This window comes from Hyunsoonleella rubra (genome assembly GCF_042684665.1).
GTDB lineage: Bacteria > Bacteroidota > Bacteroidia > Flavobacteriales > Flavobacteriaceae > Jejuia > Jejuia rubra.
In genome coordinates, this window is the sequence record NZ_JBHULY010000013.1 from 197,051 (window position 1) to 218,314 (window position 21,264).

Sequence of the window (21,264 nt, forward strand, 5' to 3'; positions counted from 1 at the left end):
GTGTATTAGTGTTCCCCTCCTTGGAGGGGCTAGGGGTGGGTCAAGAAACACTTTAGCAAATAATAATTTTGTGTATTGAAAAGCAGTTAGGTAGCGGACGTGCCCGCGTTAGGGATTGAACGGCCTGTTGAAGCTCCTCAAAGAGAGCGACTAGTGAAAGCCCGACCCTATGGGGAACGCCTAAAAGAGATAAATTAGAAACTAAAATAAACAGAATGAAATTAAACATTGCACTTTTAGCAGGAGATGGTATTGGACCAGAAGTTATAGATCAAGCAGTGAAAGTAAGTGATGCTGTTGCTTCAAAATTTGGTCATGAGCTAACTTGGAAACCAGCTTTAACAGGAGCAGCGGCGATTGATGCCGTTGGAGAGCCTTATCCGGATGAAACACATGAAATCTGTAAAAGTTCTGACGCGGTATTGTTTGGTGCGATTGGCCACCCTAAGTTTGATAACGATCCTTCGGCTAAGGTGCGTCCTGAGCAGGGCTTGTTAAAAATGAGAAAGGCCTTGGGCTTATTTGCGAATGTTCGTCCAACATTTACATTTCCTTCATTATTAGATAAATCACCTTTAAAGAAAGAACGTATTGAAGGTACGGATTTGGTGTTTTTGCGTGAGCTAACCGGTGGCATTTATTTTGGTGAAAAAGGCAGAAGAGAAGAAGGGGAAACGGCTTATGACAACTGTGTTTATACCAGGGAAGAGGTGCAACGTTTGGCTAAAAAGGGTTTTGAATTGGCGATGACTCGAGGCAAAAAGTTATGTTGTGTGGACAAAGCCAACGTTTTGGAAACTTCAAGACTTTGGAGAGAGACTGTTCAAGCGATGGAGAAAGATTATCCAGAGGTAGAGGTAAGCTATGAGTTTGTGGATGCCGTAGCAATGCGATTGGTACAATGGCCAAACAGTTACGATGTTTTGATTACCGAAAACCTTTTTGGAGATATTTTGACGGATGAAGCTTCTGTAATTTCGGGATCTATGGGATTAATGCCATCGGCCTCATTGGGCTCTGATATAGGTTTGTTTGAACCCATTCATGGGTCTTATCCTCAGGCAGCAGGGAAGAATATTGCGAACCCGATGGCAACTGTATTATCTGCTGCCATGATGTTTGAGAATTTTGGTTTACATGCTGAAGGGAAGGCTATCAGAGAGGTGGTGAATAAAGCCCTAAATGAAGGAATGGTAACTGAGGATTTAGCTGATGGAGGTAAATCTTATGGTACCAGTGAAGTCGGAGATTGGTTGGCATCCAATATTTAGAGGTTTGTTGAAAATAGAATATGGCCTGTTGGTTTTAATACCAACAGGTTTTTTTTGTTCATAATTTTTTAATGGGTTCTTAAAGTCAAAATGGATAATAATTGTTAACTTTCTGGTAACCTTTAACTTAAAGATTATGAAAACAACTTTACAATTATTTTTAGTGGCCTCATTTTTGGGGTTTTCTAATGTATATGGGCAGATTGGGAGTTTTACTTCGGTTACTCCAGCCGCTCAAACGGATCAATTTATTATTCCTTCGACGCATACCTTTCAAGTATTGGCTGAATCTGGAGACGCCATAACTAGTGGCACTTTGCCAAATACACCTGATTTTACGGCCTATGTACCAATTGGAGGTAGTAGCACTAATGGATACCTTAGCTTGAACCATGAAAAAGTTCCTGGGGCAGTGACCATTTTCGATATTAACTTTAATGGTACAACAAAACTCTGGGAAAAAACCAGTGCGATCCCAATAGATTTTACGTCCGTTTTTGCGACTGCCGCAAATTGTTCAGGAACCGTGACTTCCTGGGGCAATGTTATCAGTTGTGAGGAGACTTCAGTTGCTACAGATTTTAATTTCGATGGATACAATGATGTAGGCTGGAACGTTGAAATTAATCCAGCAACAAGATCAGTAGTTGGGAGTAAACTTTATGCCATGGGGCACTTTAAGCACGAAAATGTGGCAATTCATTATAATGGTAGGACAGTTTACCAAGGAGCAGATGACACCAGTGGGTTTGGTTTCTTGTATAAATTCGTGGCTACTAATGTAAATGATTTAAGTGCAGGAGACCTCTATGTGTTCTCAGGTTCTAAAAGTGGTACGGGGTCTTGGGTTTTAATAAATGACAGCTCTAATCCAGCGCATCAACTAGCATCGCATCAAAACAACACCAATGCTCTGAGCCAGAGTGCGGGAGCTACCGAATTTAGAGGGATTGAAGATGTTGAAATCGGACCGGATGGAATGGTTTATTTTTCGGTGAAAAATGCTCCTGACAACAGGGTTTATCGCTTTTCTGATTCCGATGTTCTGGAAACAAGCCCTTCAACAATCACTATGGAAACGTTTGTCGGAAATATGAGTTATGATATTAATGATGGTTCTTCAACTACACCTGTGCCTTGGGGAGTAGGGAATGATAATATGGCTTTTGATGGGGACGGCAACTTATGGGTACTGCAGGATAATGACAACCATTACATTTGGGTGGTTAAAAGCGGACATACCCAAGCAAGCCCTGATGTAGAAATTTTTGGAATCACACCTTCTGGAGCTGAACCAACCGGCATAACTTTCACACCTGATTACAAATACTTGTTCATGTCTATTCAGCATCCAAGCGGCACTAATACGGCTGGACAAGTAGATGTTGCTGGTAACACTTATGATTTTGAATTGGGGACAACATTGGTTGTGGCGCTTAATTCTGATTTAGGAACATCCTTATCTATTGCTGAAATAGGAGATACGAATGAATTTAAATTCTATCCAAACCCCTTAGATTCGTCTCAAAAACTTAAGATTGAGGGCTATGCTATCAAGACTGTTGAAATATATACCATTCAGGGAAAAAAGGTTTTTGAAAATACATTCAATGGGTTATCAGAGGTGGAATTGGACTTGAAAACTATTACGATTGGTACCTATCTTTTAACAGTAAATCAGAAGGAAGTAGCTAAGTTAGTGGTTAAGTAGACAACTATTTTTTTGGCACAAAGACATGGCTTGTGGGCAGTTCAAATATATCCAAATCGAAATAAGGAACTGCAGACAATACATGGTCAAAAATATCGGCCATTATGTATTCGTAATTTACCCATCTTTTATCACTACTGAACGCATATATTTCAATTGGCAAGCCTTCTGAAGTTGGCGCTAGTTGGCGAACCATAATGGTCATGTCCTTGTTTATGCCTGAATGCTTTTCAATATAGGTTTGGATATATTTTCTGAATACCCCAATATTGGTAAGGTTTCTGCCATTTAAAAGAAGTGCCTTGTCAACGTTATTGGTAGTATTGTATTTATCAATGTCGTTTTTTCGTTTATCTAAATATTGGGCTATCAACTGTATTTTTTTTAGCCTTTCCACATCGGCATCTGTCAAACATTTGATGCTGTCCTGTTTAATGTTTAGGGCACGCTTAATGCGTCTGCCATCTGCATCCATCATACCCCTCCAGTTTTTGAAGGAGTCCGAAATCAACGCATACGTGGGAATGGTGGTGATGGTCTTGTCCCAATTTTGAACTTTTACGGTGGCCAAATTGATTTCAATCACATCTCCATCGGCTCCGTATTTTTCAAAGGTAATCCAATCCCCAATCCGCACCATATCATTTATGGATACCTGAATGCTGGCCACAAACCCAAGAATAGTGTCTTTAAAGACCAAAATAATAACGGCAGAAATGGCACCCATCCCGGTAAGGAACTTCAAAAATGGAATATTGGTAATAATAGCAATGGCCGACATGATACCGCCCAGCCACGCAAAAATCATAAATACCTGAATATAGCTATCGATAGGCTTATCCCTAAAACGCGGTAAGGTTTTTAGAAAGTCCTTTATGGTGTTGAGCAGGCTCCTTGCAATCCATAGGGTGAGAACAATGGCGAATACTTTCAGGCCTTTTTCAATTAGGATTTCGAAATTGTAAAAATCCGCAAAAACATCAGGCACAAATTCCAGAGCTATCAATAATGGAATGATGTGCGCTATGTTTCGGGGTACTTTATTAGAAATCAAAAGGTCGTCAAAATTGGTTTTGGAACGTTTTGCGAATTGGGTAAATGCTCCAATCAATATCCTTCGAATAATGACATCGATTATAGCGATAACAATTATTAACCCTATTAATAAAACCAACATATTTAGGTAGGCTGCAGACGATTCCGAAACGCCTAAATTTAAAAGATAATCATAAATCCAATGTTTTAGATTCGATACTTGGTCAACAGTAGTTTCAGAAATAGTTTCACTTTGAACCATTATGCAGTTTTTAAATATTTTCTATCAATATAAAATGTGCCGAAAGGAATGATGGCGGCCAACAAAACTGCTCCAAATTGTTTATTGTTCCATTTCATTTCAGGTTTCAGCATGAAGGCGAAAACGATATAAAGTATGAATAAAATGCCGTGGGGCATCCCCAAAAGTTTCACATACTGAGGGTCATCGGCTAAGTATTTTATGGGCGTTGCAATAAATAATAACAAACTATAAGAGACGCCTTCTAATAGCGCCACGACCCTAAAAATATTCAAAAAGGAAAACATACGATTTTATTTTGTGCAAAAGTAGAACACAACTGCAATAAAACCGCAGGATTTAAGACTTTTTTATAAAACGTTAAAGATGATAAGTCCGTAACCTACAAAACGCAACAAACGCAATGAACCGTACAGGACCACATTTTTAAATGGAAATATAATAACGCCAGCAGCTATACAAGAAATGGAAAAGGGCAGGGGCAATAATGCACCGGCAATAATCAAAAACCCTCCCCATTTTCTAGAGTTTTTCAATTGTTTCTCCATTTTCATTTCCAAATAATCATGTACCGATGGCATTTTAGTAATAGAACGCCCCATCCAATAAGACAGCAGTCCACCACCGTAGGACAGTATAGCCAATAGGCCTAAGTATAGCCAAGGATTGTGCATTTTTCCAGCCCAAGCTATAAAAATTTCTGGCGGAACAAGCCCCAGTATGGTTTCGGAGACAAAAAAGAAACTCAACACGCCATACGTTGGCAATATTTCGGTAAGTCGCGTAAGAGCTCCGCTAATATCAAAAAAATGATTTATAGCATAAATAGCCAGTATAATTGCAACAATATAAGGAAGAGCTTTTCTAACAGCCTGCCAAACAAATGCGTAAAACCCCGTATAAGCATAATACTGATGCAATAATTGCAAACGGGATTTTCCGGATTTTGTCCTGGTTCTAGACTTCAAGGTCGTGAATTTAGAGAAAGGCAAAGATAACCCTGAATCTTCAATCGAACCCTAAATAAAACATTATTTATAAATTCTTTAACTACTTTTCGACGAAGTGTTAGATTGAGAAAAAACCAGCAAGTTGGTTAAAGCAAAAAATCTTTCAACTCTTCGTAGTTGGAAATCACGGTAGCTATTTTTTCCTTGCCCATCACAGATTGAATCTGTTTCGGTAAAGGTTGATCTTCTTTGATGACTTCTTCAACCACATCCAAAAACTTGGTTGGGTGGGCCGTTTCTAAAAAGACACAATGTGAATTGGGATTATCCTTAAGGTATGATTTACAGCCCAAATAGCCTACAGCTCCATGAGGGTCTGCTACATACCCATAGTTGTTATACATTTCTAGCATGGCCTCACGCGTTTCTTCATCTGTAAAACTATATGAGGATACATTGTCTTTTAGGGTGTTGAACTTATTCTTGTAGATTTCTTGAATGCGGATAAAGTTGCTCGGTGCGCCAACATCCATGGCGTTACTGATAGTTTGTATTGACGGACGGGGTTCGTATAATTGTGATTGTAGGTATCTTGTAACAACATTGTTCACGTTGTTTGACGCCACAAAATGCTTTATAGGCAAACCTAATTGTTGGGCCATCATACCAGCACAGATATTTCCGAAATTCCCGCTTGGTACTGAGAATATGATGTCATTATATTGCTTATGCAATTGCTTATAGGCAAACATAAAATAGAACAACTGAGGTAACCAACGTGCCACGTTAATAGAATTAGCCGAAGTCAATTGCATTTTGCTGGTCAGACTTTCATCAAGAAAAGCCCGTTTTACCATGGCTTGACAATCATCGAATGTGCCGTTAACTTCTAATGCCGTAATGTTTTGACCAAGTGTAGTCAATTGTTTTTCCTGAATATCGCTTACTTTTCCACTAGGATAAAGTATCACCACATTAACTCCTTTCACACCTAAAAATCCATTGGCAACAGCGCCACCGGTATCGCCAGAAGTGGCTACCAAAACAGTAACTTCCCTGTCATTATCGCGATTAAAATATCCAAGACAACGTGCCATAAATCTCGCCCCCACATCTTTAAACGCCATGGTTGGCCCATGGAACAATTCTAATGTAGAAATATCCTCATTCAACTTCACCACTGGAAAGTCAAACGACAATGTTTCTTCCACAATGGTTCTTAAAACATCCTCAGGGATTTCAGGCAACACAAATTGCTTGATGGCTTCAAAAGCTATTTCATTATAAGACAAACTATCGAAGTTATCCCAAAACGATTTTGGTAATGGGGTAATGCTTTCCGGAAAGTACAATCCCTTGTCTGGTGCTAAACCTTTAATAACAGCATTTTTGAAGGTCGAATCTGGTGCTATATGGTTGAGTGAATAGTAATTCATTTTTAATTTACCGATTACGAAAGGCACAAGACCGAAGCTGAAACCGGGTTTTATTTACATGATGTTATTTCTCCAATAGTCGAAATGGCATCGTCTCATTAATTTATAATTTTTATGCCTGTGGTATTTATTTTCGAAACGTGGATATCAAAATCTATATCAGAGTCAGCATAAATACTTTGCATCGCTTCTTTAACGGTATTTGCCTGCTCTAAACCTTTACTTAAGGTAAAAATAGATGGTCCTGACCCTGAAATTCCAGCACCTAAAGCACCTGCATTCAAAGATGCTCCTTTTACTTCGTTAAATAATGGGATGAGCTTGCTTCTGTGAGGTTCCACAACTACATCTGTCAATGCGCTTTTTATCAAATCGAAATCGCTAGTATGCAAGGCATGTACTAGGCTTCCGAGATTTGCCCATTGGGTAATGGCGTCGTTCAACGGGACTTCATTCGGCAGCAAACCTCGGGATTCTGAAGTTTTAATTTCAATTTGAGGATGAATGATTGTTGCATATAAATCACTGGGGGTTGGCAATTCCAGTATCTTTAAAGGCGATACACTTTTTACCAACGTAAAACCACCAAAAAGAGCAGGGGCAAGGTTATCTGCATGTTCACATTTACTGGCCAAAGCTTCACCTTTGATCGCGAATTCGGTCAATTGTGTTTTGTTGAATGGTCGTCCAATTAATTCGTTCATCGCAAAAACACTCCCTACAGCACTAGCAGCACTACTTCCGATACCACTGCCAGGCTTTATGTTTTTGTAGATTTCAATCTCGAATCCAAAATCTACATCCAAAGCCTCGTACATGGCCAAAGCTGAAACGCCAGCAACATTTTTCTCTGTTTCATAAGGCAAATCAAACCCTTCTATGTGCGATATATAGATACCTTTTTTCTCAATTTTCCGAACCACCATTTCGTCACCAACGCTGTCCAAACAAAAGCCCAAAACATCAAAGCCACAGGAAACGTTGGCCACGGTAGCAGGTGAAAATATCTTTATTTCGTTCATTTTATCTATTAAATAGTTTTCGGCCGCACTGGAACAATAGCTGGATTTTTTTTTGTGTAACATTCTTCTTTTTTTTCGCTTTTCAATGCATTCATTCTTAACAATGAGATTTCTCTCTAACGTCCGAAACGACTGCCTACTGCCACTGTAAACTGCGACTGTTTTTAGTCGTTAGCTAACCTTATAATATCCGCAAACAATCCAGAGGCTGTAACATCAGCTCCGGCTCCGGCTCCCTTTATAATCATAGGCTGTTTTGGGTAACGCTCTGTATAAAACATGACGATATTATCGCTGCCTTCCAAATTGTAAAATGGATGCCCTTCAGGAATTTCCTGTAAACCCACACTTGCCTTGCCATTATCAAATTTTGCCACATACTTCAATTGGCAATTATTTGCTTTCGCGGAAGCATATAGAGCCTGATAATGTGATTCATCAGCAATCAGCGTTTCATAAAACTCGTCCACCGAACCACTTTTTAGTCCGGCCGGGGATAGGAAAGATTTGTTTTCAATATCCTCTAAATTCATTTCAACTCCACTTTCCCTGGCTAAAATCAAAATCTTACGAGCAACATCTACACCGCTTAAATCAATCCTTGGGTCGGGTTCCGTATAACCTTCGGCACCTGCCTGTTTTACCACGTCATAAAACTTCGTGGAATCGTCAAAGTTGTTAAAGACGAAATTTAAACTTCCCGACAATACGGCTTGTATGGAATTGACTTTATCTCCCGAAGCCATCAAATTCCCTAATGTATCAATAATCGGCAAACCTGCGCCTACATTGGTTTCAAACAAGAAAGGCGCATTGTATTTTAAGGACAGTCTTTTCAAGTCCTTGTATTTTTCAAAGTCACTGGAACAGGCAATTTTGTTACAAGCTACTACCGCAATACTTTCTCTTAAATACTTCTCGTATAAATCGGCAACGTCAGCGTTTGCGGTAACATCCACAAAAATACTATTTCGTAAATTCATGGATTTTGCTTTTTCAAAAAAGCCAAACAAAGAGGCTTCTTCGCCATTGGCCAATTGCTCTTTCCAATTTTTCAAATCAATGCCTCCGTCATCAAATAGCATCTTTCTTGAGTTGGAAAGACCCGCCACGCGAAGGTTGATTTTCAAGTTTTCCTTCAGGTATTTTTTTTGTTGTTTGATTTGCTCCACCAAACGTTCACCCACATTTCCAACGCCAGTGATAAATACATTCAACTGTTTTGTAATGGTTTCAAAAAAGGCTTCATGTAATGTATTCAGAGCTTTTTTCACATCACTTTCTTCAATGACGATAGAGATATTCTTTTCTGACGCACCCTGGGCTATGGCTCTCACATTAACATTATTCTTGCCCAATGCGCTGAACATTTTGCCACTGATGCCCTGATGGTTTTTCATATTGTCGCCAACCAAAGCAACGATTGCCAAGTCAGTTTCAACAATTAATGGGTCAATCTTATGCAATGCGATTTCATTTTCAAAAGTAATGTCGATAGCGGTTTTGGCGATTTCAACATCTTTTTTCTCAATACCCAAGCAAATGGAATGTTCCGAAGATGCCTGAGTGATTAAAATGACATTGATTTTTTCATTTGAAAGGGTTTCAAACAAACGTTTGGAAAACCCTGGAATACCCACCATGCCACTACCTTGAAGCGTCAGCAATGCGATATTGGAAATGTTGCTGATGCCCTTTACAGGTGATGCCGAACCGTTTGCGTTTTTTGAAACTATAGTACCCATATCTTCAGGCTCCATAGTGTTCTTAATATGAATTGGAATTTCCAAATCCAATACGGGTTGTACCGTTGGGGGGTACAATACTTTAGCTCCAAAGTGGGAAAGTTCCATGGCTTCCTGATAGGAAATGGTTTTTATAGGGTAAGCCTGTTTTACCAATTTTGGGTTGGTTGTAAACATCCCGCTCACATCTGTCCAGATTTCCAATTGCTCCACTTTTAAAGCTGCCGCAACGATAGCTGCAGTAAAATCCGAGCCTCCGCGACCCAAAGTAGTTTGCTCGCCACTGGCAGAACTTGAAATAAACCCGGGGAGTATGGTAATCTGCTCTTCTGCAGTTTCGAAATATTCGATAATATTTGTGTTCGTTACTTCAAAATCTACTTCAGCTTTAGTGAAATTAGAATTGGTGATTACCAGTTTTCTGGAGTTTTTCCTTTTTGCGGAAAGTCCTCTAGCTTTCATTGTTTCGGCTATTATGAAAGATGACAAAGCTTCCCCAAAACTTACCAGTTTGTCCGAAGTTTTAGGAGAAAGTTCATTGATCAGGAATATACCTTCCAAAAGACTTTTTAAGGCCTCCAATTTATCCTCAACATAATTAACAATCGCTTTGTTACCATTAGGATTAAGCTCGTTGACGATGCTAAAATGTATGTCCCTTATAATATTGAATGTTTCAAGATATTCCTTGTCCTTATTTTGTGCCTGTTTTCCGGCTAAAAGCAACTTATCTGTAATGCCTCCAACTGCGGATACCACGCAAATAACTTTACTGCTTTTGGAATAATCATCTAAAATATCGATGACTCTATTTATATTTTTTGGAGAACCTACAGAAGTCCCTCCGAATTTTAAAACCTTCATGTTTTAATCAATTGATTGAAATGATAAATACTTAAAAACTTGTAATTTTTGAAATTACAACGACAGTCCGAAGTTAATGTAATTAGCAACCCCAAGGGGTTGTAGTATTTGTGGTGCATCCAAAAATAAGAGTAGCTCCTCCAAGAATGGAAGCTCTATAAATACCCGTATTTTGATACATTGGATGCATAATGTTGAATAATAAAATCCAAAAGTATTACATTTAGCCTAATAAAAAAACTAAAGTTTATTTTTTGCTGAATTCTCAAGAGGAGGCATTTTTCTTTTGATATTACAAATGATTTTGAAAAGGCATTAAAAATTTAATAATGAAGATATTTTCTAAGGAACAGATTTACGCAGGGGATAAATTGACAGCCGAAAGGCAAAATATAAGCTCCACAGATTTAATGGAGCGCGCTGGCACACAGATTTTTAATTGGATGCACCGACGCATGCAGGGGGCACAGGTACCCATTCATATTTTTTGTGGCATTGGTAATAACGGTGGTGACGGTTTGGTTTTAGGGCGTCATTTGATTCTGGATGGCTATAATGTGAACGTTTACGTGGTCAACTGCAGTGATAAAAGGTCAAAAGATTTTTTGGTGAATTACGATCGCATAAAGAATGTCACAAAAAAATGGCCAACGCTATTGGGTTGCAGTGAAGATTTTCCTGAGATTCACCCCAATGATATTATTGTTGATGCCGTTTTTGGCATAGGATTGAACAGGCCCGTTGATGATTGGGTAAAGGGGCTTTTTATCCATTTTAGAAAAAGCAAGGCATTTACATTATCCATTGATATACCCTCTGGATTGTTTGTGGATAAACCAGTTCAAGATGAAGACAATGTAGTTTGGGCCGGATTTACCTTGAGTTTTGCTTCACCGAAGCTGGTGTTTTTCCTTCCAGATACAGCAAAGTATACCGTTCAATGGGAAGTTTTGGATATTGGTTTGGACCCAGAGTATTTGCATACCACGGAAACCGAGGCACAATTAATTAGTAAATATGAAGTGTTGCCCAATTATATCCCAAGGGATAAATACTCGCATAAGGGGCAATTTGGTCATTCCTTGATTATAGGAGGCAGTTATGGCAAGATTGGAGCAGTGACGTTGGCTTGTCGTGGAGCACTTTCGGCGGGATCAGGATTAGTATCCGCCTATGTGCCAAAATGTGGTTATACCCCTTTGCAATCGGGTTTTCCAGAAGCTATGGTAATTACTGATACAGATGAAAACAAGATCACTTCAATAAAATATGATATAGCACCTACTGTTATTGGTTTTGGCGTTGGAGCGGGCACGGATACCAAAACTATTTCTGCTTTTGAGGAATTTTTGAAAGTAAATAAGGCTCCATTGGTAATTGATGCCGATGGACTCAATATGCTTTCCAAAAAGAAATCGCTATTGAAGATGTTGCCAGAATTAACCATATTAACACCACATCCTAAGGAATTGGAACGTTTAGTTGGAGCGTGGAATGATGATTTTGAAAAATTGGGTAAAGTAAAAGCCTTTTCAAAAAAATATAGACTTATCGTAGTGGTTAAAGGAGCCAATACCATAACTGTTTTTAACGAAAAATTTTATATTAATACCACCGGAAATCCCGGGTTGGCAACGGCAGGCAGTGGAGACGTGCTCACAGGAATTATTACTGGATTGATTGCGCAAGGCTATCACCCATCCGTTGGGGCTATTTTCGGAGTGTATCTACACGGAAAGTCGGCAGATATAGCTGTTGAGGATTTTGGCTATCAAAGCTTGATTGCCAGCCATATTGTGGAGTATTTGGGTGAAGCGTTTATTGATTTGTTCAAACAGCCAGAACAGCCTCAACCTGAGGAGGAATACACAAAAAAAGCCACTGAATAGTGGCTTTAAATCTTTTATAAAGGAAGGTTCTTTAGATACTCAACCCATTAAACACTTCTACCAATTTAGGGTCAGAAGGTCTCGGCGCATTGGCATCCAAGATGTTCCCTTGCGGATCGATTAAAATAAATCTTGGGATACCTTTGATTTCGTATTCCTGAACAAATTGGGATTTCCAGTCGCTATCCGCAAAAAGTTGTGTGCCTCCCAATTCCCTATCCTGCACCATGGTTTTCCATTTTTCAAAGTCTTTTTCTTTGTCGATTGAAATACTTACAAATTCAATATTTTTGTCATGGAACTGCTTTTCCACTTTTTTCAACGATGGAATCTCCCTGACACATGGCCCGCACCATGTTGCCCAAACATCAATATAAACGTATTTCCCTTTGAAATCTTCCAACGACGTAGTACTGCCATCAAAATTTTTGTAATCCGTAAATTTCGGGGAAGGTTTGCCAACTGCCAATCCAGTTAATTTCTTGTAAACTTTTTCAATAGCTTCATTGTTTTCAGCATTTGTAGAATTGTCCATGTATAATTGGTAAAACTCCTCTACATCCTTAGAGTATCCCATGCTACTTTCCGCAAAACTGAATAACAATCCGTTTTTGATAGTTTCATTTTCAATACCGCTCAACGTTTTTAAATAGGCAATATCATAAGCAATGGACTCGTCTTCTGATTTTTCCTTGGCCTTTTTGCTGTAATGGTTAGATACTAAATTCTTGTAATCCTGTGAAAACGTAAAATCCTCTTCATTACCATAATCCACATCATCCATTTCGGAAAGGAAATCTTCAGAAACCGTAAAGCTTTCGTCTTTTGTGAAGTATTTATAGGCATTTTCATAATTGAAGAGGTAGCCTAAATAGGAGTATTGCAAACTTCTTTTTTCCTTTTCGATAAAGTCCTTTGGAATGCCATCCATAGAAGTCAATAACGAATCTTGAGAATCCCTTATGCCACGGAATTTATTCTTAAAATCCTCTTCGCTCAAAGTGAAAGTCTGCTTTGGGTCACCAAAAATATCTCGCTCATTTTTCCTTTTGGCTATTACATATCTGTTGATTTCGGCACCTTTTCCCGTAACTTTTATAGAATTGCTATAATCGTTTACATCATAGGAAATATTTAAATCAAAACCGGGTTCTACATGAATAAATACAGGGTTTTTACCATCGAAAATAACATATGAATTTCTGTCGGCATTCAACGTATCCGCAAAGGTACCATCAGCATTAAAATTCAAAGGTTCGCTAAACGTTCTGTCCATGCTATTGACGGTTACTACGCCGTTCTTGTTTTCGATTTTCCCCGAAATTAGGGCGTAGTCCACAGCAGTTTTGGCTTCTTTTTTATCGCAAGCAAAAATTGTTGCTAATATTAGGGGCAGTAAAATTCTTTTCATGTTGAAATTTTTAATTTTTGCAAAAGTATATAAACGGCGATTAGTCTGAAACTAATTAACAATAGTTTATGTCCGTAGGATTCAACTATAATTTGAAGGTGAGTTCTGAATAGTCGATAATTTTTGGTATGATATCTAGGGCCTTTAGTTGCTTTTGCACATTCATGATTGTGGGTTCGTCTATCAATTCTTGAGACCATTCAGTAATAGTCAACCAGTCTTGCACATCTTCAAGTTGCTGTTTGTAACGATTGGCGATCATCCTGTCAATACTTGGAATATACTTAAACTCCGTAGTGGTGGCATTGATAATTTCCAATATCGTTTGGAGTTCCTCATAATGATTCTTGATAAAATCTTCCCGAACGGCAATCACAAAGCAGGGCCAAGGCGATGGACAATCATCAATACGTCGAAATACACCTTCATCTACCAGAGGCTTGGTCGTATATTTTTCCCATAGAAAATAGTCTGCTTGGTTGTTTGTTAAACCTTCCACGGCGCCTTCCAGGGTTTTTATCACTTCAAAATCAAGATCCTTATCCATATCCCAACCATTATTTTGGGCATTGATATAGGCCATTAAGTGAGAACCTGAACCATACCGGCTAATAGCTGCCTTTGTACCTTTTAGATCGTTATTTGTCTGATATGTTGAATGATGAGCTACATGTACGCCCCAAACCAAAGGGGTTTGTACAAAAGTTTGTACAATTTTACTCGGGTTGCCAGCTATGATATCCTTTATGATGCCCTCCGTGAGAATAACTGCGATATCGATATCCTGATTCCTCAAGCCTTGGCACATTGCGCCGGTGCCCCCGGGGTAATCATGCCATCTCAGGTTGATGCCTTTTTCTTTGTATTCGCCATTTTTCAAAGTGAGATACCAAGCCAAATTAAAGTGCTCCGGTACGCCACCAATATTTACTTTCTTCATTAAATTCTTTCTAAAGTATATGTTATCAATTTTTCAACGGTTGCTTTGGGGTTTGAACTGAATGTTCCGTTAGGACGATTGGCAATTATTGCATTTAAGGATATGGCGCGATGTCCAAATAATTTTGCCAGACCATAAATACCCGAAGTTTCCATTTCCAAATTGGTAATTCTGGTATTGTCGAAGCTAAAACTTTCCATGTTTTTATTTAAACTTCTATTGCTAATTGGCAATCGCAATGTGCGTCCTTGGGGTCCATAAAAACCTGATGCTGTTGCTGTTAAACCCTGATAAGTTTGAGCACTCTTGAATTTATCAATCAGAGTGTTAGAGCCTTCAATGACAATAGGCCTTGCACGGTTTTTGTCCCAATTCGTATGCGCTATGAAAGTGTCTTCCAAAGATGAGTTGGAAATGGTTTCAATATGATAGGCGTGGAGCATTCCGACCAAATCCAACGCGTGTGTACTTATCAAAAATGAATCCAAAGGAATATCGTTTTGTATAGCTCCAGTTGTTCCAATTCTAATGATATCGAGGGTTTTCAGTTTCTTTTTTACAGTTCTTGTTCCAAAATCAATATTCACCAATGCGTCCAGTTCATTTAAAACAATATCAATATTATCGGTGCCAATACCTGTCGAAATTACTGTGATGCGTTTGCCCTTAAAAAGACCAGTTTGCGTTTTGAACTCCCGTTTTTGGGTTTCAAAATCGATACTATCAAAATGTTTGGTAACCTGAGAAACTCTATCCTGGTCACCCACAAAAATGATGATATTCCCAATATCCTGAGGCTTTAAATTGAGATGATAAATACTGCCATCGGGATTTAAAATAAGCTCGGAGGGTTTAATTGGCATTGAAAGCGGATTTAATCAATCTGTTTTCTGATTTACTGAATAGAAAACCCAATTTCTTAACGCCACCGTAAACCATATCATTTTTGAATTCTCTGGCAAAATTATGTTGTCCAAGCAAGGCTTCATGTCCTGTTCTATTGAGTCGGATCTCTTCATCGGAAATGGTATAAAAGGGACTCAAATCATTAATCATACGTTCTAACTGTAAATCCCCGTAGCCATAATACCCCTGATAGTTAAGCGCATAACCCAATAAATGATGTTTGGATTTAATATCGTTTTCCTTAATGAGTTTTAAAATATTAGTTTCCAAAATATTCAAGCCAGTTATGGAATCTGGAAAACGCTCTAGGTGAGCCTTTAAACAGTTGCTCATATATTTAAAGGAAGAGGGTTGTACAATGTAGGGCTTGAATAAATTGTGGTCTTTACCACAGTAAATTTGCCAAAGGGTAATGGCCAAACTCATGTCTTCTTTAGTAAGTTTCACTTTATTTTTATAGTGCTTCAGTAATTGGCCAGAATTCAATTCCGTCAGCCCTTTTAAAGTAGTGCTACCCGGAATCATCCCGCTACTTACCAAAGAAATGGGAAGGTTGATTTTTTTCTCGTTCAATAAGTTCAACACTGCCAGCATGTTGATATGGCAAAACAAATCGTATTCAAACCATAGTACAATTTCGGAGTACCTTTCGTTGGCTTTGTCCATTTGGTGCAAGGCAAACTCAACTTTAGTTAAATCCAGCTCTACATTATAAAACTCTTGAAGAAAGGCAGTGCGTTCCTCAATAAACTCCTGGGTATGCACAATTTCTTGGGTAGGGCCTTCGCATAGCATTTCCTGCCATGTTATTATTTCGCCCTCAATTTCCAATTCTTTTAGGTACCCCGTAAGGCTACCACCATTAGTAATATTTAATATTGGTTTTTTCATGCTTTATCCTCCAACACGTTTTACTTTAAACCCCTTGTCTTTCAAGATTTGCATGATTTTATCTCGATAGTCGCCTTGTATAATTATTTTGTCGTCTTTAAAACTCCCGCCAACGCTTAAGGTAGTTTTAATGTCTTTTGCTAATTTTTTAAAATCCTCAGCAGCTCCTGTGTAGCCTTCCAAAACCGTGGTAGGCTTCCCTTTTCGTTTTTCATATTTACAGATGATGGGGTCGTCCTGCATCCAAATATCTGGTGTTTCCTCAGGATTATCAGTGGTTTCCTCAGATACATGGTCCGGAAATAAGTTCTTTAATTGGTCTTGTAAATCCATATTCAGTAGTCAGTCTCAGTCATCAGTCATCAGTCATCAGTTTACAGGCAACATACTGTAAACTGCGACTGCGACTGAAAACTATTTTTTTATCAACCCTAATTCAATTAAACGTTCATTTAAAAACTCTCCCGCGGTAATATCCTCAAATTGTTTTGGATTTTTTTCATCAATGCAATTATCCAAGACATCAAGCTTCATATCACTTACTGGATGCATAAAAAAAGGAATAGAGTACCTTGAAGTACCCCAAAGTTCCTTTGGAGGATTCACAACACGATGGATGGTGGATTTCAATTTATTATTAGTGTGACGGGATAACATGTCGCCCACATTGATCATCAACTCATCGGGCTGAGCCACGGCATCAATCCATTGGCCCTTGTGATTTTGTACCTGTAGTCCTCGGCCTTGGGCGCCCATAAGCAATGTAATCAAATTGATATCACCGTGGGCGGCCGCTCGAACCGCTTCTTTGGGCTCTTCCTTAATGGGAGGGTAGTGTATAGGGCGCAAAATAGAGTTGCCGTTATGAATGTATTTGTCAAAATAAGTTTCTTCCAACCCTAAATGTAAAGCTAGAGCACGAAGTACATATTTTGCTGTTTTTTCAAGCATGCGATACGTTTGCTTTCCTACTTCATTAAACTCAGGAAGTTCTTCAACTTTCACATTCTCGGGGTATTCCGATTTTAGCTTTTCATTATCCTCCACATATTGACCAAAATGCCAAAACTCCTTTAAATCCCCTTCTTTTTTGCCTTTGGCACTTTCCTTCCCAAAAGATACATAGCCACGTTGCCCAGCAATTTCGGGGATTTCATATTTTTGCTTCACATCAACGGGCAAATCGAAAAATCGCTTTACTTCCTGGTATAATTTTTCGACCAAAGCATCGTCTAAAAAATGCCCCCTTAAAGCTACAAACCCAATCTCCTCATAGGCTGTTCCGAGCGCGTCTACAAATTTTTGTTTCCGTTCCACATCTTCTGAAATAAAATCTCTTAAATCTACGCTGGGTATACTTTTCATATAGAATTCAGTATAGGTGTTACGAGGTAAAAATACGAAAACATTCAAACTATAATTATTGAATTATATTCAATTTATTCATTAATACAACTAATTTAAAGTATATTTGATAATTATTTAAGTACTTTTTTATGAAAACCTCAAAAATACCACTTAACATCACTTTTGATATAGAAGGCTTTAACAGCGATATCCTATTGGAAATGTATCAAAACATGTTGTTGCCCAGAATGATCGAGGAAAAAATGTTGGTGTTGTTGCGACAAGGCAAAATTAGCAAGTGGTTTTCTGGTATTGGGCAAGAGGCCATTGCTGTTGGTGTAACGATGGCTATGGATTCTGAGGAATATATTTTACCGATGCACCGAAATCTAGGGGTGTTTACAACGCGACAAATTCCACTTTATAGACTTTTTGCACAATGGCAAGGTAAAGCTTCGGGGTTTACCAAAGGGCGTGACCGTTCGTTTCATTTTGGCACACAGGGATATAAAATTGTTGGGATGATTTCACATTTGGGGCCGCAACTGGGAGTGGCGGATGGCATTGCATTGGCTTCAAAGTTGAAATCGAAAAACCATGTAACGGCTGTTTTTACAGGTGAAGGCGGTACAAGCGAGGGTGATTTTCACGAGGCACTGAATGTGGCTTCGGTATGGCAGTTGCCCGTTTTATTCTGTATTGAAAATAATGGCTATGGCTTATCAACTCCAACAAATGAGCAGTATAATTGTGAAAGTCTAGCGGATAGAGGATTGGGATACGGTATGGAATCCCATATAATTGACGGCAACAATATTGTTGAAGTTTTTTCTAAAATCAGCGGAATTACCGAAAGCATAAGGCAAAACCCGCGTCCGGTCTTGGTTGAATTCAAAACCTTTAGAATGCGTGGGCACGAAGAGGCCAGCGGTACTAAATATGTTCCAAAAGAATTATTGGAAGCTTGGGAAGCTAAAGATCCTATTTCAAATTTTGAATCATTTTTGATGCAGGAAGGCATTCTGGATGAGGCTGAAAAGGACGAAATCGTTTCAAATATTTCAGATGAAATCAATGCGAATTTAGCTAAAGCTTTTTCAGAAGATGCTATTGTTCCAGATGAAACAGATGAATTAAAAGGTGTTTTTAAACCATTTGATTTTAAAGAGGTTAATTCAAATCCAAACTCGAAAGAACTGCGGTTTATTGATGCCATTTCCGAAGGGTTAAAACAAAGTATGGAACACCATGACGATTTGGTTATCATGGGCCAAGACATTGCCGAATACGGAGGCGTTTTTAAAATTACTGAAGGCTTTGTGGAGCAGTTTGGTAAGGACCGAGTGAGAAACACACCCATTTGCGAATCTGCTATTATTGAAACGGCTATGGGGCTGTCCATTGCCGGGATGAAAAGTGTGGTGGAAATGCAGTTTGCTGATTTTGTTTCATCGGGGTTTAATCCCATCGTTAACTATTTGGCAAAATCCCATTATCGATGGGGCCAGAATGCAGATGTGGTAATCAGGATGCCCTGTGGTGGTGGTGTTGGAGCAGGACCGTTTCATTCCCAGACCAATGAGGCGTGGTTTACCAAAACCCCTGGTTTGAAGGTGGTGTACCCAGCCTTTCCTTTTGATGCCAAGGGACTATTGTCCACAGCGTTAAACGATCCAAATCCAGTGTTGTTCTTTGAGCATAAGGGGTTATATCGTAGTATTCGGCAAGAAGTCCCGACCGATTATTATACCCTGCCTTTTGGTAAGGCTTCCATTTTGAAGTCAGGCAATGATATGACCATAATAAGTTATGGTGCCTCCGTGCATTGGGCGCTAGAAACATTAGAAATACATCCCAATATTTCAGCGGATTTGATTGATTTGAGAACGCTTCAGCCTTTAGATATTAGCTCTATTTTTGATTCTGTCAAGAAAACCGGCAAAGCCATCATTTTTCATGAAGATTCTCTTTTTGGCGGTATTGCCAGTGATATTTCTGCAATGATTATGGAAAATTGTTTTGAGTATCTAGATGCTCCTGTAAAACGTGTGGCTAGTATGGAAACACCAATTCCTTTCGCGAGTCAATTGGAGCAACAGTATTTACCCAGACAGAGATTTGAGGAAGCCCTAGTGGCATTGCATAACTACTAATTTTATGCGTATATTTATAAAGAATACGTTTTTGTCGTGCGCTATTTTTATTTTGTTTTTATGCTTATTGCGATTGGTTGTAAAAAACCAGAACCTGCCTTTGAGGACCAATACACTTGGTAGTCCAAAGAAGTAACGGCTACGGCTTACAACTCACTGTCTAGTCAAACAGACTCGGACCCTAATATCACGCCTTTGGAGATCGCCTAAATCCAGGGGATAAATGTATCGCTGTGTCTCGGGATTTGTTGAAGCTGGGTCTAAAGCATAATACCCCAGTAAAAATTAATGGCCTCGAAGGCATTTATTTTGTAAAAGATAAAATGCATTCCCGATGGAAAAATCGAATCGATATTTATATGGGGGAGGACGTAAAGGTGGCTAGGCAATGGGGCAGAAAAATGGTAAGTATTGAATATGGGATTCCAAAAAATTGAAAAAGTTGTTTGTTGTTTAATTGTAAAGTTGTTTAGTCGAGAAAAGACGCACCGCTAAACAACTTCGCAATTAAACGAATACACATTCATACTACTTCGTTGACGCTTCTGAAAGTATAAATGGATAAGCGCTTTTAACTTGTTGCAACTCTGCTTTGCTCAGGATATCAATTGATTTTTTCAAAACAGTTTCGCAATAGGTTTTTCGCAACTCCAAATAAGCTTTGGTTAGTTCATCCTGTACTTGGATAAACTGATTGTAATTTGCGTTTCTATCCGTTTGCAAGGAAATAACAGCTTTTGATGGATTGTCCGACGCCGATTCTATTTTATTGCCGTTGCAAAAGGTGCAGCTGTTATCGCCATTGTTATCAATAAAGGCAATAGCAAGATTTTTTACCTCATCAATAGTCACGATGGCATCATCCACCATAATTTCGTTTTTCGCGTTGACGGCGATTTTCAAAATGTTTCTGTCAGGAATCGGGGAGGTGCAATCTACTCCTGGAGGGCATTCAGCAGCTAATTTTCGATAAATACCCTGGTCTTTCGGAATTGCGGCCGTAACTAGAAAAAAGATCAATAATAAAAATGCGATGTCTGCCATAGACCCCGCATTTACCTGTGGACTAGATGTTGTTCGTCTCATAATGTATTATAGTTAAATGTTAATGCTATGAAAAACACAAAAACAATACCATAGATGACGAGTCTTTTTTACCTCATATGATGATGAATGCCCTTAAGAACCGGTTGGTGGGGCGCCATAGGCATAATCCGTTTGTTCATGAAAAGGTTTTCTTCTGTTAGCCCTTTTATATGTTTTGATATTCTAGTAATTGTTCTCATTTTTTGATTGATGAAAGATTTTTTTGAAAGACGCTACTATCTGTAGCGTCTTTTATTGTTCCATTGGTTGGATTTAGTTCCGTTTAAAGTGTCTGTTAATTGGTTGCTGTTTAAAGTTCTCATGATTGTTGTTTTTTGATTGATG

The 21,264-nt window shown here is 38.8% G+C and carries 18 protein-coding genes; 5 read left to right on the forward strand and 13 right to left on the reverse strand.

The window, feature by feature from the left end; genetic code table 11:
• Positions 1–215 precede the first annotated feature (215 nt).
• Together leuB and ACFSR8_RS07330 are read left to right on the forward strand one after the other, a co-directional pair.
• Positions 216–1,271, forward strand: coding sequence for a 3-isopropylmalate dehydrogenase (gene leuB, locus ACFSR8_RS07325; RefSeq protein WP_380290556.1), 1,056 nt, complete (start codon positions 216–218; stop codon positions 1,269–1,271).
• A gap of 136 nt (positions 1,272–1,407) precedes the next feature.
• Entirely contained in the window at positions 1,408–2,982 is a 1,575-nt protein-coding gene (locus tag ACFSR8_RS07330) for an alkaline phosphatase PhoX (protein ID WP_380290558.1), read from the forward strand.
• 4 nt (positions 2,983–2,986) lie between these two features.
• Here the strand turns inward: ACFSR8_RS07330 and ACFSR8_RS07335 are convergent, their stop codons facing one another.
• The 6 genes from ACFSR8_RS07335 to thrA all read right to left on the reverse strand — a co-directional run bounded on the left by ACFSR8_RS07335 (position 2,987) and on the right by thrA (position 10,296).
• Complete coding sequence (locus tag ACFSR8_RS07335; RefSeq protein WP_380290560.1) at positions 2,987–4,279, reverse strand: mechanosensitive ion channel family protein; 1,293 nt, start codon at positions 4,277–4,279, stop codon at positions 2,987–2,989.
• The gene (locus tag ACFSR8_RS07340) at positions 4,279–4,566 is read right to left on the reverse strand and encodes a DUF3817 domain-containing protein (protein ID WP_380290562.1); all 288 of its coding nucleotides are present in this window, start codon (positions 4,564–4,566) and stop codon (positions 4,279–4,281) included. The genes ACFSR8_RS07335 and ACFSR8_RS07340 overlap by 1 nt, the downstream gene beginning before the upstream one ends.
• A 63-nt stretch (positions 4,567–4,629) precedes the next feature.
• The gene (locus ACFSR8_RS07345; protein WP_380290564.1) at positions 4,630–5,247 is read right to left on the reverse strand and encodes a YqaA family protein; all 618 of its coding nucleotides are present in this window, start codon (positions 5,245–5,247) and stop codon (positions 4,630–4,632) included.
• A 128-nt stretch (positions 5,248–5,375) separates the two neighbouring features.
• Positions 5,376–6,665, reverse strand: coding sequence for a threonine synthase (gene thrC, locus ACFSR8_RS07350; protein WP_380290566.1), 1,290 nt, complete (start codon positions 6,663–6,665; stop codon positions 5,376–5,378).
• A 98-nt stretch (positions 6,666–6,763) separates the two neighbouring features.
• Positions 6,764–7,687 (reverse strand): homoserine kinase, encoded by a 924-nt coding sequence (locus tag ACFSR8_RS07355; protein ID WP_380290638.1) that lies wholly within the window; start codon positions 7,685–7,687, stop codon positions 6,764–6,766.
• A gap of 164 nt (positions 7,688–7,851) precedes the next feature.
• On the reverse strand, positions 7,852–10,296 hold the full coding sequence (thrA, locus tag ACFSR8_RS07360) for a bifunctional aspartate kinase/homoserine dehydrogenase I (RefSeq protein ID WP_380290567.1): 2,445 nt from the start codon (positions 10,294–10,296) through the stop codon (positions 7,852–7,854).
• 329 nt (positions 10,297–10,625) lie between these two features.
• On the opposite strand from thrA, the gene ACFSR8_RS07365 reads away from it, so the two are divergent.
• On the forward strand, positions 10,626–12,185 hold the full coding sequence (locus ACFSR8_RS07365) for an NAD(P)H-hydrate dehydratase (RefSeq protein ID WP_380290569.1): 1,560 nt from the start codon (positions 10,626–10,628) through the stop codon (positions 12,183–12,185).
• Between the two features lie 31 nt (positions 12,186–12,216).
• Here the strand turns inward: ACFSR8_RS07365 and ACFSR8_RS07370 are convergent, their stop codons facing one another.
• The 6 genes from ACFSR8_RS07370 to ACFSR8_RS07395 form a co-directional block, all read right to left on the reverse strand.
• Positions 12,217–13,596: a TlpA family protein disulfide reductase gene (locus ACFSR8_RS07370; RefSeq protein WP_380290571.1), complete on the reverse strand. Its 1,380-nt coding sequence runs from the start codon at positions 13,594–13,596 to the stop codon at positions 12,217–12,219.
• Between the two features lie 85 nt (positions 13,597–13,681).
• The gene (locus tag ACFSR8_RS07375) at positions 13,682–14,536 is read right to left on the reverse strand and encodes a substrate-binding domain-containing protein (RefSeq protein ID WP_380290573.1); all 855 of its coding nucleotides are present in this window, start codon (positions 14,534–14,536) and stop codon (positions 13,682–13,684) included.
• Positions 14,536–15,399, reverse strand: a complete 864-nt coding sequence (locus ACFSR8_RS07380) for a nucleoside phosphorylase (protein WP_380290575.1) — start codon at positions 15,397–15,399, stop codon at positions 14,536–14,538. Before ACFSR8_RS07380 ends, ACFSR8_RS07375 begins: the two co-directional genes overlap by 1 nt.
• Positions 15,389–16,333, reverse strand: a complete 945-nt coding sequence (locus ACFSR8_RS07385) for a DUF1835 domain-containing protein (protein WP_380290577.1) — start codon at positions 16,331–16,333, stop codon at positions 15,389–15,391. Before ACFSR8_RS07385 ends, ACFSR8_RS07380 begins: the two co-directional genes overlap by 11 nt.
• 3 nt (positions 16,334–16,336) lie before the next feature.
• Complete coding sequence (locus tag ACFSR8_RS07390) at positions 16,337–16,666, reverse strand: translation initiation factor (protein WP_380290579.1); 330 nt, start codon at positions 16,664–16,666, stop codon at positions 16,337–16,339.
• 81 nt (positions 16,667–16,747) lie between these two features.
• Entirely contained in the window at positions 16,748–17,698 is a 951-nt protein-coding gene (locus tag ACFSR8_RS07395; protein ID WP_380290581.1) for an isopenicillin N synthase family dioxygenase, read from the reverse strand.
• 203 nt (positions 17,699–17,901) lie between these two features.
• On the opposite strand from ACFSR8_RS07395, the gene ACFSR8_RS07400 reads away from it, so the two are divergent.
• Positions 17,902–19,833, forward strand: a complete 1,932-nt coding sequence (locus ACFSR8_RS07400; protein ID WP_380290640.1) for an alpha-ketoacid dehydrogenase subunit alpha/beta — start codon at positions 17,902–17,904, stop codon at positions 19,831–19,833.
• A 233-nt stretch (positions 19,834–20,066) separates the two neighbouring features.
• Positions 20,067–20,270 carry a hypothetical protein gene (locus ACFSR8_RS07405; RefSeq protein ID WP_380290583.1) on the forward strand — a complete coding sequence of 68 codons (204 nt, stop codon included), beginning with the start codon at positions 20,067–20,069 and terminating at the stop codon, positions 20,268–20,270.
• Between the two features lie 91 nt (positions 20,271–20,361).
• Here ACFSR8_RS07405 and ACFSR8_RS07410 read toward each other — a convergent pair whose 3' ends face one another.
• A complete protein-coding gene (locus ACFSR8_RS07410; protein ID WP_380290585.1) occupies positions 20,362–20,919 on the reverse strand; it encodes an ExbD/TolR family protein in 558 nt (185 codons plus the stop codon).
• Between the last annotated feature and the right edge of the window lie 345 nt (positions 20,920–21,264).